Origin of the sequence: Actinomadura sp. NEAU-AAG7 (assembly GCF_018603865.1) — a bacterium.
GTDB classification, from domain to species: Bacteria; Actinomycetota; Actinomycetes; order Streptosporangiales; family Streptosporangiaceae; genus Spirillospora; species Spirillospora litoris.
In genome coordinates, this window is sequence record NZ_JAHFZY010000001.1 from 1,464,320 (window position 1) to 1,478,613 (window position 14,294).

The 14,294-nt window shown below is 72.1% G+C and carries 12 protein-coding genes; 6 read left to right on the plus strand and 6 right to left on the minus strand.

Annotated features, from left to right (window positions below):
* Nucleotides 1–3 precede the first annotated feature (3 nt).
* Nucleotides 4–894 carry a LysR family transcriptional regulator gene (locus tag KLI87_RS06690; RefSeq protein WP_156214371.1) on the minus strand — a complete coding sequence of 297 codons (891 nt, stop codon included), beginning with the start codon at nucleotides 892–894 and terminating at the stop codon, nucleotides 4–6.
* Nucleotides 895–1,205: 311 nt separating this feature from the next.
* Here KLI87_RS06690 and KLI87_RS06695 point away from each other — a divergent pair, with 311 nt between their 5' ends.
* Genes KLI87_RS06695 through KLI87_RS06705 form a run of 3 tightly spaced genes read left to right on the plus strand, consistent with a single transcriptional unit; the run spans nucleotide 1,206 to nucleotide 3,643 of the window.
* On the plus strand, nucleotides 1,206–1,658 hold the full coding sequence (locus tag KLI87_RS06695) for a nuclear transport factor 2 family protein (protein WP_214616216.1): 453 nt from the start codon (nucleotides 1,206–1,208) through the stop codon (nucleotides 1,656–1,658).
* Nucleotides 1,659–1,682: 24 nt separating this feature from the next.
* Entirely contained in the window at nucleotides 1,683–3,110 is a 1,428-nt protein-coding gene (locus KLI87_RS06700; protein WP_214616217.1) for an MFS transporter, read from the plus strand.
* A gap of 2 nt (nucleotides 3,111–3,112) precedes the next feature.
* Entirely contained in the window at nucleotides 3,113–3,643 is a 531-nt protein-coding gene (locus KLI87_RS06705) for a nuclear transport factor 2 family protein (RefSeq protein ID WP_214616218.1), read from the plus strand.
* Here KLI87_RS06705 and KLI87_RS06710 read toward each other — a convergent pair.
* Both KLI87_RS06710 and KLI87_RS06715 read right to left on the minus strand, forming a co-directional pair.
* On the minus strand, nucleotides 3,620–4,681 hold the full coding sequence (locus tag KLI87_RS06710) for a hypothetical protein (RefSeq protein ID WP_214616219.1): 1,062 nt from the start codon (nucleotides 4,679–4,681) through the stop codon (nucleotides 3,620–3,622). The genes KLI87_RS06705 and KLI87_RS06710 overlap by 24 nt on opposite strands.
* A 355-nt stretch (nucleotides 4,682–5,036) precedes the next feature.
* Entirely contained in the window at nucleotides 5,037–5,528 is a 492-nt protein-coding gene (locus KLI87_RS06715) for a hypothetical protein (protein ID WP_214616220.1), read from the minus strand.
* Nucleotides 5,529–5,922: 394 nt separating this feature from the next.
* Between KLI87_RS06715 and KLI87_RS06720 the strand changes: the two genes are divergently transcribed.
* Complete coding sequence (locus KLI87_RS06720; protein WP_214616221.1) at nucleotides 5,923–6,030, plus strand: recombinase family protein; 108 nt, start codon at nucleotides 5,923–5,925, stop codon at nucleotides 6,028–6,030.
* 420 nt (nucleotides 6,031–6,450) lie between these two features.
* On the opposite strand, the gene KLI87_RS06725 is transcribed toward KLI87_RS06720, so the two are convergent.
* Nucleotides 6,451–9,681, minus strand: coding sequence for a BTAD domain-containing putative transcriptional regulator (locus tag KLI87_RS06725; protein WP_214616222.1), 3,231 nt, complete (start codon nucleotides 9,679–9,681; stop codon nucleotides 6,451–6,453).
* A 150-nt stretch (nucleotides 9,682–9,831) separates the two neighbouring features.
* Here KLI87_RS06725 and KLI87_RS06730 point away from each other — a divergent pair, with 150 nt between their 5' ends.
* Both KLI87_RS06730 and KLI87_RS06735 read left to right on the plus strand, forming a co-directional pair.
* Complete coding sequence (locus KLI87_RS06730) at nucleotides 9,832–10,422, plus strand: NADPH-dependent FMN reductase (RefSeq protein WP_214616223.1); 591 nt, start codon at nucleotides 9,832–9,834, stop codon at nucleotides 10,420–10,422.
* Between the two features lie 37 nt (nucleotides 10,423–10,459).
* A complete protein-coding gene (locus KLI87_RS06735) occupies nucleotides 10,460–11,911 on the plus strand; it encodes an MFS transporter (protein ID WP_214616224.1) in 1,452 nt (483 codons plus the stop codon).
* Between the two features lie 19 nt (nucleotides 11,912–11,930).
* Here KLI87_RS06735 and KLI87_RS06740 read toward each other — a convergent pair whose 3' ends face one another.
* Both KLI87_RS06740 and KLI87_RS06745 read right to left on the minus strand, forming a co-directional pair.
* A complete protein-coding gene (locus KLI87_RS06740; protein WP_214616225.1) occupies nucleotides 11,931–12,515 on the minus strand; it encodes an ABATE domain-containing protein in 585 nt (194 codons plus the stop codon).
* Between the two features lie 390 nt (nucleotides 12,516–12,905).
* A complete protein-coding gene (locus KLI87_RS06745) occupies nucleotides 12,906–13,367 on the minus strand; it encodes a nuclear transport factor 2 family protein (RefSeq protein WP_214616226.1) in 462 nt (153 codons plus the stop codon).
* Nucleotides 13,368–14,294 lie beyond the last annotated feature (927 nt).

The window sequence follows — 14,294 nt, forward strand, 5'->3', positions numbered from 1 at the left end:
GGTCTAGGCGCGCTCGGACAGGTGCCTGACCACGGCCGCGAAGTCGGCCACGGACCGGCCCGTGGTGCCCACCGGCCAGCACATCGCGATGCGCAGGGGCGAGACGTCCTCGATGGGAAGCCAGGTCAGGTCCGGTCGGCCGTAGTGCAGGGCCATCGACTCCGGGCTGATGCAGATCGCCACGCCGGACGCCACGTGTTCGAGCATCTCCTCGACGTTGTCGTTCTCCGGGCCCCAGACCGGCTCGCGCCCGTCCGGGCGCGGGTTCACCGCCCACCAGTCGACCCACTCCCTGGGCGCTCGCCGCGTCCACATGAGCGGCTCGTCGCCGAGGTCCAGGATCGACACGCGGTCACGAGCGGCCAGCGGATGCCCCGCCGCCAAGCCGACCATGCGCCGCTCGGTGGCCACGACCTCGGTGTGCAGCCCGGTGGTGTCGGCGGGCAGCCAGACGAAGGCGACGTCGACCAGTCCCTCGCGCAGCGCCATGACCTCCCCGCCCCACTCGAAACGCTTGGGCTCCACGGAGGAGCCGGGGTGCCGCCGCATGAACTCGGTGTAGGCGTGGGTGGCCAGCGCGCCCGCGCCCGACGCCTCGAACCCGACCCGCAGGATGCGGGACCTGGCGGCGGCCACGAGGCGCGCGGAGCGCTGTGCCGCCTGCCAGTCGGCGATGAGCTGCCGGGCGAGCGGCAGGAACGCCTCGCCCGCGGCCGTCAGCAGCACCTCCCGGCCCGTCCGTTCGAACAGCGGCGTGCGCAGATCCTCCTCAAGCCGGCGGATCCGCCGGCTGAGCGCCGGCTGGGAGATGAAGAGCCGCTCGGAGGCGCGGGTGAAGTTCAACTGCTCGGCGAGCTCGATGAAGAAGCGCAGGGAGCGGGTGTTCACGTCCATGCGCAACCTCCCTGGCCGGCCGTTGATCTATGCGTTCACTGTATGGGCCGCGGTCCCGGACCCGTGCGGCGAAGCCGAGTGTCCGCTGCGGTCGGGACGGCGTCGACGCCGTGGGTGGACGACCGACCGGCTGACGCCAGCTATGCGGTTATTGCATGGCAGAAGGTCTTGGACGCGCCGGGCGGCTCCGCGTTTTCCTGAAGGCGCGAGGAGCCCGATGTCTGAGGGCTCCCTACCGACCCGGCCCGGCGGGAGCCCCCGCGCCTGCCGGGCCGGGTTCATGAAGCTCGTCCAACCAGAGGTGAAGGGTCATGCGATTCAGCGGGCAGGTCGGCTTGGCGGCATTGGTGTTGGCGTTGGCGACGGGCTGCTCGGGAACGGCCCGGCCAGGCCGTGCGGACCCCAGCGGAAGCCCGGCTGCGCCACCGGCCGACAGGGCGGCGGCCGAACGCATCGCCCAGCGCTTCGTCGAGGCCGCCAACGCCGGCGACCGCAAGGGCGTGGCCGCCGTGTTCGCCGAGAACGCCCGGTTCGACAGCGTCGGCCGGATCTACCGCTCGCGCGAGGAGATCATGACCCGCTTCCTCATCCCCGAGGTGCTCGACGCGGGCGGCCGCTACAAGGTCACCCGAAGCCGGTGGGACGGAGAGCGCTACCGCGTGGACTACGACTTCTCCACCGGGAGCGGGGGCGGCGAGAGCTTCTCCTACGCCTTCCTGGTCCGCGACGGCCTGATCCGCGACGTCCTCGGCCGCTACCACTGACCTTCGATCGCCGTAGGAGTGCACGTGAGCACCAACCTCGCCGTCCATCGGGACGGCGAACGGGTCGGCCGGCGCACCTGGGCGGCCCTGGTCGTCCTCGCCGCGGGCCTGGCCATCGACACCGGCAGCGTGGCGGTCGTGAACGCCGCCCTGCCGGTGATCGGCCGGGAGCTGGACATGGACGACGCCCTGCTGCAATGGACGATCACCTTGTACGCGGCGGCCTTCGCCGGCTTCCTGCTCTTCGGCGGCCGGGCGGCGGACGTGCTCGGCCGGCGGCCGGTCTTCGCCCTCGGCATCGGCGTCTTCACCGTGTGCGCGGCGATCGCCGCGGCGGCGCCGACGGCGGAGGTCCTCGTCGTCGCCCGCGCCGGTCAGGGGCTGGGAGCCGCGCTGTCCGGCCCGGCCTCGCTCGCCCTGGTGACCCAGCTGTTTCCCGAGGGTCCGCTCCGCGACCGGGCCCTGGCCGTCTACACCTCGGTCGGCGCGTCCAGCTTCAGCGGCGGCCTGGTGCTGGGCGGGGTCCTGACCGACGCGTTCGGCTGGCGCGCGGTGTTCGCCGTCCTCACCGCGATCGCCCTGGCGGTGTTGCTGGCGGTGCGGAGCCTCCTGCCGTCCGGCACCCGGGAAAGGCAGAGCATGGACCCGCAGGGCGCGGTCCTCGCCACCTCCGGCCTGGTGGCCGCCGTGTACGGGGTGGGCAACGCGGCGACGAACGGATGGGCCGATGCGCGGACGTGGGCCCCGATCGTCGTCGCGGTCGTCCTGCTCATCGGCTTCCTGCTCTGGGAACGGCGCACCGCCGACCCCCTCCTGCCTCTGACGATCTTCCATTCCACACCGGTGCGCCGGGCGACGCTGGCCGCGGTGGCGTTCTTCACCCCGGTGCTGGGCCTGCTCTTCTTCGCGCCCCTCTACCTGCAAGGGATGCTGGGCTACTCGCCGCTGGAGTCGGGGCTGGCGATCGTGCCGATGGGCCTGATCGTCATGGTCTCCGCCAACGTGGCGGGCCGCGTCCTCGCCCGGGTGGGCCAGCGTCCCCTGATCGTCGGCGGCCTGCTGCTCATCGCCTTCGGCGTCGGCGTCCTCTGGGCGCGGACTCCCCTCGGCGGCGGCTACCGGGCGGACGTCCTGCCCGGGATCGCCGTCATGAGCGTGGGGCAGGGGCTGGCGTTCGCCGCGCTGACGGCGGCCTCGCTCACCGACGTCCCGCAGGCCCGGCACGGCGTGGCCGGCGCCCTGAACGTCACGTCCCAGCAGCTCGGCGGCAGTCTCGGCGTCGCCGCCCTGGTGACGGTCGCCCATGCCGCGGGGTCGCCCGGCACCCCGTCCGGCGTGCTCGACGGCTATCACGCCGCCTATGTCGCGGGCGCCGCCGTCGCGGTGCTCGGTGCCCTCGTGATCGCGGTCCTGCCGTACGGCGGCACCACCCCGTCCAAGAAGAAGGAGTGACCGTGTCCGACCTCTCCCGCGCGACCCTGCTCCGTGGCCTCACGGTGGCCGGAGCGGCCGCAGCCATCGCCACCCCCGCGGCGTCGGCCGAGCCCCCGAAGGAACATCCCAACGTCACCCTGATCCGCGGTTACTACGCCGCCTATGCCAAGAACGACCTCCGGGCGCTCCGTGAGCGGTTCTTCGCCCCGGACGTCACATGGACGATTCCCGGCCATCACCCGCTGGCCGGGACAATGAAGGGGGTCGACGAGGTGCTGGCGTTCTTCGCCCAACTCGCCCGCGCCGGATTCCAGGCCGAGACGATTTTCCTCGCGGCGGACGGCGACTGGGTCGTGGACCTGCACCGAGGCTGGAGCACCAAGCCGAAGGGCCTGGACATCACCTGGGCCCTGGCTTTCCGCATCGAACGCCGCCGGATCGCCGAGGCCGTCAACTACCCCGGGGACCAGCACGCGGCCGATGCCTACTTCTGGAAGAACTTCCCGCTGACGAACATCCCGCAACGCCTACACCCAGGCGAAAGGCCGTAACACCGTGGCTGGACGGCCACCCCGCAGCCGTCCAGCCACGTCGCGGAAGCGCTGCGAGAAGACGACCCGACCACCACCACAAGGCGATACCTGACCGGGATCACAGGCACCGAGGTCCTCGAACGGTAGGGGCGTGCGCGACCTAGGAATGGGTGAGGAGTCGGCGCGGTGGTGTCCTGGGTCCAGCGGACGCCGTTCCAGTGCAGCAGCACCCCGTAGTGGCCCCCAAGATGGTCGTAGGTGGAGCCGCCCGCCCAGACGTCGTCCGGCGCGCGCCGTGACCTTGTGCGGCGAGCCGGTAGGGGTCGAGGTGGGTGAGGGGTGGTCGAACGGGCTGGGGACGATCTGCCATCGCGTCCCGTCCCAGTGCTCGGTCAGCGTGCCGCCCCGCTGCCCGGTGCCGGTCGTGTAGCCGACCACCCAGGCATCGTTCGCGCCGATGGCGACCACTGACCGGGGCAGCGCGTAGGTGCCGTCGGCATGGCCCGGGACCTGCTCCATGGGCACGGCGCGCCACGCCGCCCCGTCGTAGTGCATCGCGAACAGCGAGTTCGGGGCCTGCCCGGGGTTGCCGTAGGTGCCGATCGCCCAGATGTCGCGCGACGAGCTCCCGCTGATCGCGGTCAGCGAGGAGTGGAGCCCGGTGCCGGGGACGGGCACGGTGACGCGGCTCCAGCCTTCGCCGTCCCAGTGCTCGGCCAGGGCGGTGGTTCCGTCGCAGCCGACCGCCCACGCGTCGTCCGGCGCGAGCGCCGCCACGCCCCAGAGGGCCGCGTACCGGCCCCGAAACTCCGGGCTGGGGGTGATGTTCCAGCTCACGCCGTCCCAGTGCTGGATCTGCGTGACGAAGTTCTTCCCAGCGGGAGGGGCGCCTCGCCGGCCGACCGCCCACGCGTCGGACGGCCCGGCGTCGGCGATCGCCTCCATCGTCCCGCCGCCGTCCGGCGCCGGGACGTTGCGCCACTCCCGGCCGTCCCAGTGCGCGAAGCCGCGGTCGCCGCCGAGGGCCCAGGCGTCGGTGTCGCTGAAGCTGCTCACCGGACCGTTCACACCGGTCGCCGGCGAGGCGGTCCAGCCTTCCGCGGCCCGCGCCGCGCCTTGGGAAAGCGATAACACCGCGAAAGCCGCGGCGAGGAGGGGGCTGATCCGGCGCATCGGAGGTCCCTTCTCAGAGGTGACAACGCCTTTACTAAACCAGTGTTGCAACGGCGCCCCTGGCGACTACTCATGCAGCGGAAGCACCTTACGCGGACCCGGTCGAACCGGCCGGCCAACAGCGGCTCGGCGCCCCGCTCCGGACGCCGCCCGAAGGCGCTGAGCAATCCGGACGTTCCGGCCCCAGACCCGAGTCGATTCGCCACCGCGCCAAGGTCAACCTCGTATCAGCGGGCGCCTAGCGATGCCTGACGTCCAGGAACACCGCGGTGCCGCGGTTGCGCACCCGGAAGTCCACCGCGTCCCCCAGCCCCAGCACGAAGTCGGTACGGCCATGGCGGTCGGAGGTCATGACATAGGCACGTAGCAGGTGGAGGCCACTGATGGGCACCGGACGCTCAGGGTTCGGCTTGAGCAGCGTCCCCAAACCCTGCTTCCCCGTGATGGAATTGGCGTAACTGAAGGAGATCTCCAGGTATGCCTGGCCTGGCATTTCCACTTTTCTCGCCGACGGATCCTTGATCACTTCAGGGACGTACCGCACCCCGTATCCGGGAAGCGGCCGGGAGGCGTCAAACGTGAAGGTGACCCGGTCGTAGCCGTTGTGCTCGGTCGCCTGAACCTTGGTGAGAACACCGCTGTCCTCGCTGATCCGGGGATGCTGGCACAGGCTCGACGCCCAGGAGCGCCGATCGCAGCGCGGCTTGCCGTGCAGATGCCACGGGGGCAATGACCGAGAATGCGACGCCGAAGGTGATGGGGCCGGGTTCACGGGCGAAGATGCAGGCGACCCGCTCCTGACCTCCGTGGCGGCCTTCCCCCCGTCAGACCCGCACGCCGTGGCGCCAAGAAGGAAAACCGCGACCAGGAGCCATCTTGAACGCATGAGTTATGCTTCCGGGCAGCAGGAAGAGGCCATGCCCATTCAGGCCGGCCTCACTTGCGTGGAACGCATGGTATTGAAGTGGAACACCTCTCAGACTCGCGCTCCCGGCCAACACCCCACACCTTGGTGGCCCCCGTCCGCGCCGACGCCGCCTTCATCAACGGCGGACTCGTCGCACCCTACGCCCTACCCGATCAAGCCTGCCGGAAAGTAGCCTAAAGATCTTGATCCACAGCTCTTGACCATTGCTCTCGTCACCTCCAAGCAGCGCAGTGTGAGCAAGTGGACGTACTCCTCGGTCCGAGAGGTGCTGACCAATCCCATGTACACCGGCTACCTGGTGTAAAACCGCAAGGCCACCACCTCGGCCGGAGGCCGGAACAACTTTCCTGAGGCGTGGATCGGATCCGCGCGCCCACTCATCCTGCCCTGATGACTGCTAGCCGCGAATGTGGCGATCATGGGGTGGTGGGCTTGTGGCCATGGGTGTGGTAACCCCTATGGGGAACCGCGCCTATGGCTGCGCCCACAAATTCACCATCCACCGCTGCCGACTAACGATTCCGATTCCTTGACCGCGCGGGTCGTCAGGCAGGGCTAGAGCACCGCCGGGTCGGCATGGTGAATCCGCCGCCCGACGGATGCCGGGCTTGTCCTCGACCACGAGCAGGCTTGCGGTCATGGAGCTCACGGTGCCCTCGCATGGGTCGCACGGCGACCCCGGGACGTTCGGCGACTTGGGGGGCGGATGGTCCCGGCGGTCGAGCTACCTGGGCGGGTGCGGACGGTCGAGGGTGTGGCCCTTGGCGAACGCCGTGGTGAAGGCTTCGTCGCCGAGTGCCGATCGTGCCGTGCCGGTGATGCGGTCGACGTCCGCGCGTTCTTCGGGTGGCAGGGGCGCGCCCGTGGACTCGCGCAGGGCGGCGGCCTCGCCGAGGAGCCGTGCGGCGTCCGCCGGGGCGCCCGTGCGGGCCGCCACGCCGGCCATGCCTTCGAGGGCCAGCGCGATCGCCCGGGGGTCGCCGGTTTCCTGCGCGACGGCGAGGGCCTCCCGGTGGAGTTCCGCCGCCGCCGGGGCGTCCCCGCGCTGCTCGGCGGTGAATCCGAGCTCGGCCAGGGCGAGCGTGATGCCCGGCGCGAACCGCACCTCGCGTTCCCAGGCGAGGGCGGTGCGCATGTGGGTCTCGGCCTCGTCGAGGCGGCCCGCGCGGCGGGCGGTGAGGGCCAGGCCGGTGAGTGCGAAGGCCTCGCCGGGGCGGTAGCCGTGCTCGGCGGCGAGGCTCCTGCCCCGCTCGTGGCGGCGGTCCGACTCGGCGTGGTCGCCCGCCAGGAGGGCGAGCCGGCCGAGCGCGGACTGGAGCAGCGAGACCTGCAACCACAGCCCGAGCTCCTCGGCCGGCCGGAGGCCGCCGCGGACGAGCGCGGCGGCCTCGCGATGGTCGCCCTTGATCTCCGCGAGCCTGGCGAGCAGGTCGGTGGCCCGGGCCTGCCCCCACCGGTCTCCCAGTTCGTCGAATACCGCGAGGCTCTCCGTCCCGGCCCGGCCGAGCGTGCCGAGGTCGCCGCGGACGAGGGCCTGGTTGGCCTCGGTGGCCAGGGCCGCGGCGGTGCCCCAGCGGTCGCCGAGCCGCCGGAACACCGGCAGCGCCCGGTTCACCAGGTCCCGGCTGAGGGTCAGATCGCCCGCGCCGAGCAGCACGTCGCTGAGAAACCACTCCGCTCTGGCCTGTTCGCCCGGATCGGCGATGGCCTCCGAGGGCGCGCGGAAGTCCGTGGTCCGTTCGCCGAGGAGGTCCAGGCCGGTCTTCCACGCCTCGGCCCGCGCTCTCGTCGCGGTGGGGGCCTCGTCCTGGACGCCCAGCGCCGTCGCGAACGCGCGCCGTCCCTCGCCGATCCTGCCGCGCAGGTACCAGTACCAGGCCATCGCGTTGACCAGCCGCAGGGCATGGCCGGCGTCGCGGCGTTGGACGGCCTCCTCCAGCGCCCCCCGCAGGTTGCCGTGCTCGGCGTCCAGACGCTGGAGCGCTCGCCGCTGGTCATGGCCGCGCAGCCGCCGCTCGGACCGTTCGGCCAGTTCCGTGTAGAAGGTCAGGTGCCGCAGGCGGAGCCGTCCGGTCTCCCCGGCCTCCTCCAGGCGTTCCAGGGCGTAGGCGGCGACCGATTCCAGCAGGCGGTAGCGGGTCCCGGCCGGGCCACCGGCCCTGACCACCATCGAGCGGTCGACGAGGCGGGCCAGCAGGCCGAGGACGTCCTCGGACGCCACGTCGCCGTCCGCGCAGACCTCCTCGGCCGCCTCCAGCGTGCAGCCCTCGACGTGCACCGCGAGCCGCCGCAGGACGACGCGCTCGGCGTCGGAGAGCAGTTCCCAGCTCCAGTCGATCATCGCGCGCATGGTCCGCTGCCGCGCCGGGGCGCCGCGGTGCCCGGACGAGAGCAGCCGGAACCGGTCGTCGAGCCGTGCCGCCAGGTCGTGGACGTCCAGCGCCCGCAGGCGGGTGGCCGCGAGCTCCAGGGCCAGCGGGACGCCGTCCAGCCGGCGGCAGATCGCCGCGACCGCGCGGGCGTTCGCGGCGTCGATCTCGAACCCCGGCGCGGCGGCCGCGGCGCGCGCCTCGAACAGCCGGACGGCGCTGAACCGCCGGAGCGCCGCGGGCCCGTTGTCGGAGGGAGAGTAGGGCAGCTCCAGCGGAGGAACCGGCCAGACCGCCTCTCCGGCGAGCCCGAGGGGTTCCTGGCTGGTGGCGAGGATCGTGATCTCCGGTGCCGCCCGCAGGAGCCGCTCGCTCAGCGCGGCGACCGCGTCGATCACGTGCTCGCAGTTGTCCAGGACGAGCAGCGCCCTCCGGCTCCGCAGCACCCCGGCGAGCCGTTCGACCGGATCGGCGGCCACACCGGAACGGGGCAGGCCCGGCGCGGCGTCATCGCGGACGTCGAGGACGGCGATCACGGTCTCCGCCAGCAGGTCGCCCTCGCGGGCTCCCGCGAGCCGATCGCCCTCGCGGGCCCCCGCCACGCGGTCGAGGCCGGCCAGCTCGACGAGCCACACACCGTCCGGATGGCGTTCGGCCGCCCCGGCGGCGGTCTCCAGGGCCAGCCGCGTCTTGCCGACGCCGCCGGGTCCGGTGAGCGTGACCAGCCGGGCGGACTCCAGCAGCGTCCGGACCCGGGCCACCGCCTCGTCACGGCCGACCAGCTCGCTGATCTGCGCGGGGAGGTTGGTCCGCGGAGGCGTTCCGGGCGCCGCGGCGAGGGCGGGGTCCTGGTCGAGGATCCGCCGGTGGAGTTCGGCGATCCCGGGGCCGGGGTCGACGCCCAGTTCGCCGCGCAGGCGCGCCTGGAGGTCGGCGTAGGTCTCCAGGGCCTCGCCCTGGCGTCCGGCGCCGTACAGGGCGCGCATGTACGCGGCGCGGAGCCGTTCGCGCAGGGGATGCCGATCGACCAGGTCGCCTAGCTCGCTCGCCGGCGCTCCCCGCTCGCCGATCTCCAGGCTCGCCTCCGCCCGTTCTTCGACGGCCGTGAGCCGCCGCTCCTCCAGGAGGGCGATGGCGGGACGCGCGAACTCCTCGTCGGCGAAGTCGGCGAAGGCCGGTCCGCGCCACAGCCCCAGCGCTTCCGTCAGCAGGCCCGTCCGCGACCGCGGGTCGGGGGCTTCGCGCGCCCGCGCCAGCAGACCGGTGAACCGCGTCGCGTCGACGGCCTCGGCGTCCACCCGGAGCCGGTACCCCAGCCCCTCCTCGAAGGACACCAGGCCCCGGGCGCCCGGCTCGGCATCGTCCAGGACGCGGCGCAGCTGCGAGACCTTGACCTGGAGCGCTCCAGCTGGATCGCGGGGCGGCGCGGCGCCCCACAGGTCGTCGATCAACCGGTCCACCGGCACCGGCCGTCCCTCGTGCCCGAGCAGGACGGCCAGCAGCGCCCGTATCTTCGCCCCGCGCACCGCCACCGGGGTGCCGTCCGCTGCCCACACCTCCAGCGGTCCGAGCACCCCGAATCGCATGTCCCCACGATAACGGGCGCCTTCTCCGAGATCGGTCCGGTCGCCGCCGCTTGCGGGCGCGTGAAAGCGCGCGGTAGGCGCCGGATAAGCGCCCGTCGGCAGGCTCGACCCACCGAACCGCGCAGGACGCAGATTCGAAGGGAGCGCGCGATGACCGCGTCAGGACCGCTGAACATCGTCATCATCGTCGGCAGCACGCGGCACGGCCGATTCGGCCCCACGGTGGCCGGATGGTTCGCGGCGGAGGCCGGCCGGCATCCCGGCCTCGCCCTCGACGTCGTCGACCTGGCCGAGGCCGTCCTCCCCGAGGTCCTCCCCGCCCGGCCGGGCGCCGCCGGCGCGCCCGCGCCGGTCCGCGAGCTGGGCGGACGGCTGGCCCGAGCCGACGCGTTCGTGGTCGTGACACCCGAGTACAACCGCAGCTTCCCCGCCCCGCTCAAGACGGCCATCGACTGGTTCGTGGACGAATGGCGGGCCAAGCCGGTCGGCTTCGTCTCCTACGGCGGGGCATCCGGCGGCCTGCGCGCCGTGGAGCACCTCCGGCAGGTCTTCGTCGAGCTCCACGCCGTCACCGTCCACGACACGGTCAGCTTCCACTTCTGCCGGGACAGGTTCGACGACCATGGCCGGCCGATCGACGCCGCCGGCTGCGGCGCGGCGGCCGAGAGCCTGATCGGCCAGCTGACCTGGTGGGCGCGCGCCCTGCGCGACGCCCGCGCCGAACGCCCCTACGCGGCCTGACCGAAGCCTTGATCCCGACGCTGTGAAGGAGCCCGTCATGAAGCCCCGAGAGAAGACCGCCACCGGCGGCGGGCCGCGCCTGGTCCTCGGCCTGCTGGCCTTCTCCAGTCTGATCACCTCGCTCGACTTCACCATCGTGTACGTGGCGCTGCCCGACATCGCGCGGGACGTCGGCCTGTCCGGCCACGCCACCCAGTGGGTGGTCAGCGCCTACGCCGTCTTCTTCGGCGGGTTCCTGCTGCTGGGCGGCCGCTCGGCCGATCTGCTGGGCCGCCGCCGCATGTTCGTCCTCGGAATGCTGCTGTTCGGCGGCGCGTCGCTGCTGGGCGGGCTGGCGGCGTCGCCCGCGATGCTGATCGCCGCGCGGGCCGTCCAGGGGGTCGGCGGGGCGGTGCTGTTCCCCGCCACGCTCTCGCTGGTCACCACCAGGTTCGCCGAAGGCCCCGACCGCGTCCGGGCGCTGGCCGTATGGGCCATGGCCGGTGCGGGCGGGCTGAGCCTGGGCGCGCTGCTCGGCGGCGTCCTGACCTACGCGTTCGGCTGGGAGGCGGCGTTCCTGGTGAACGTGCCGCTGGTCGTGGCGGGCACCGTGGGCGCGTACGTCCTCCTCTCTCCGGACGGCCCGCGTGCGCGGGGGCGCGGCTTCGACATCCCGGGCGCCCTGACCGGAACGGCCGGGCTGACCCTGCTGGTGTTCGCCATCGCGCAGGGCCCGGAGGTCGGCTGGACAGCGCCGCGGGTCGCCGCGTCCGCCGTCCTCGCGGTGGCGCTGCTGACCGCCTTCGTCATCGTCGAGGCACGCACCGAGAACCCGCTGATGCCGCTGCGGCTGTTCGGCAACCCCAACGTCCGCGCCGCCCTGCTGGTGATCCTCACCTTCGGCATCTCGATGCAGAACCTCGTCTACTTCCTCAGCCTGTACCTCCAGGGCGTGCTCGGCTACTCGGCGCTCCAGGGCGGGCTGGCCTTCCTGAGCCTCTCGGTGGTGATCGGGATCGCCAACTTCGTCGCCGAGCGGCTGATCATCCGCATCGGCGCCCGGCCGACCCTGGTCATCGCGCTGCTGCTCGGCTCCGGGGGCGGCGCGCTGATGGCCGCCGGGATGCTCGCCGACGGCTCGTACTGGACGATCCTCGCGGGCCTGATCGTCTACGGGCTGGGCATGGGCTCCATCTACCCGACCATGTTCGGCGCCTCCGGAACCGGGGTCGCCGACGAGGACCAGGGCGCCGCCGGGGGCATGGCCAACACCGCCATGCAGATCGGGACGAGCATCGGCCTGGCCGTCCTGGTCGGGGTCTCCACCTCCGGCCTCGGCGACCTGACCGGCGAGGCGTTGCGCACGGCCACGGCCGGCGGCCTGCGCGACGCCGTCTACATCGCGGCCGGCTTCACCCTGGTCGGCATCCTCGCCGCCCTGGCCCTTCCCCGCCGCGCCGAGCCGTCCCCCACCCGCACCACCGAGGAGTCCTCGCCCGCCCTCCGCTGACCTCGTCCCGACCGCCGGTTCAGGGGCTCGCGTGACGGCGGTAGTGGCGCGCGACCCTGGCCCGGTTGCCGCAGCCCGGTGAGCACCAACCGCGTCGTGAGCGCGAACGGTGGTAGTAGAGCACGCAGCCGGGCCCGTAGCAGGCGCCGAGCCGGATCTCCGGTCGCTCGGACAGCAACTCGTCGGCCTGGAGAGCCAGGCCGACGAGTTCGCGTTCGAACCCGTGGACGCTGAACCGCCAGTCGCGGCGGAACCCCCGCTCGCCCTCCCGTCTCAGTTCGGGGACGCAGGACGCGGTGAAGCCGTTCAGGTTCTCCAGGGCGCGGTCGACCGACAGGCCCGTGTCCACGGCGGCGGGACGTTCGTCGGCCACCACGGTCGCGGCGAGGCGGCGCAGGGCATCGCGGAGTGCCCGGGCCAGGAGCAGGTCGTCCTCGCCGAGTGGGCCGGTGGACGGGATCCCGCATTGCCGCGCCCAGCGTTCCAGTTGCCCGACCGTGGACAGGGCGTCGTGCACTCCGCCCGCGCCCGCCCAGATCGTGTTCATCAGGCGCACCGGCGTTGGCTCGGAGGGATACAGGTCGGGCACGTCGTCGATCGTCATGGCTCCTCGCGCTCGGCTCCCGGCGCGGCCCGGAACCCCTGATGTATCAAGGCTTGCTTCGCATTAGTGTGCGCTCTTAGGCTGCGAATGGCAGGACGGTTCCTGATCATCGATGCCGTGCCCCGCTCGGACGCCGACCGGAAGTTTGCGCCGCGCAGGGATGGCGGCGTGGGCATCGCCCCGTGGCAGCAGAACAATGGCAGCTTTTCCACCGGACCGCCCGGGCCGCACCACTTGCCCTTCGACGCCCGGAGTGATCACGATCAGCCCGGACGTCGTGGCCCCGAGGTGATGCCCGCACACCGGCGAGTACTGGCCGTTCCACGCCCACAGCCGCGCACTGCCGCGGCTCGGAACGCGGGGCCGACACGTTGCGCGCAGGCCGCCAAGCTACTGGACCGGAATGTCGACTCCGTGCTCATGGGCCGGACGTGGGCCGACGATTCGGCGCTCCGCCTCGCTGATCGCCAGGTCGTTGATGCTCGCCTCCCGGCGCGACATCAGGCCCCCGTCGGTGAACTCCCACAGTTCGTTGCCGTAGCTGCGCCACCATTGGCCCTCGTGGTCGTGCCACTCGTACTGGAAGCGGACGGCGATCCGGTTGCCGCGAAAGCCCCACAGGCTCTTGCGCAGCGCGTAGTCCTGCTCGCGTTCCCACTTGGCGGCGAGGAATTCTACGATCGCCTCGCGACCGGTGACGAAGCTGTCTCGGTTGCGCCACACGGAGTCGGGCGTGTACGCCAGGGAGACGCGGTGCGGGTCACGCGTGTTCCAGGCGTCTTCTGCGGCCTGGACCTTTCGCAGGGCCGTTTCCTCATCGAAGGGCGGGAACGGCGGGCGGGACTCGGGCATGAAGGGTTCCTTCCGATTGCGGGCTATGGCTGCCGGGGACGAGGCGGGTGGGCCCGTGACCGCGGCAACCAGGTGGAAGCCGACGGAGTCGTCCGCTGAACCGGACGCGGCACGGATCGCATACTCGATCAACACGACTGCGCCCACGGGTACCGGGTGGAGGGGCGCCCGGGGCGGCGCGGATGTGGAGCCGGGCCGTTCACCATCGCCCTGGACATGTTCGGAGTCGTGCCGAGGGCCTCTTGGACCGGGTCGAGCAGCTCCTTCGCGGCACCTGTGGCGGTCGCGGGATCGAGGTGGTCACGTGGAGCTCCTCAGCACACCTAACGGATACACGTCTAGTATCCATTAGAATCCTAGGCAGGCTCTTCCGTGGATGTCAAACGCTTGGCGGTGCTCCATCCATTAGAAGACGCTGCAATGTGCGCGTGCCCGCTCCGCGGCCCCACCGCCCCGCTCCTGGGGCAGGCGCTGCCTGGGCCTACTCATTTGCTTCGATCGAGGACGCGCGGCGGTGGCAGGTTGTCCTGTGTAAGGATCGACAGTCCGTACCCGAGTGCACCAACGAGCCGAACCAGTGAAGGACCGGGGCGTCCGCGTCACCTGCGCCGGCTCGCGGCCGAGCGGACCGGTGACCCCCGAGAGGCGGCGGAGTCCGCGATCCCGAACCTCCGAACAGCCGTCCGGACGATCAACCGGAGCGCCCGTCTCGCGTAGACCTGCCCGCCGCTCAGATCGCTGCCGACCTGGAAGCCGCCCGGACCAAGCTAAGGGAAGTGCAGAATGCGGCGCCCGAGCGGCCCTGTCCCCAACTGCTGGATGTGTTCAGGCTACGGATGCGGTACGACCGGACGGTCGATCTCGTGGAGTGTGAAGTCACCGTCACATCCGAGATCGCGGGCACCCAGCACGACGCGGCATGTGCGG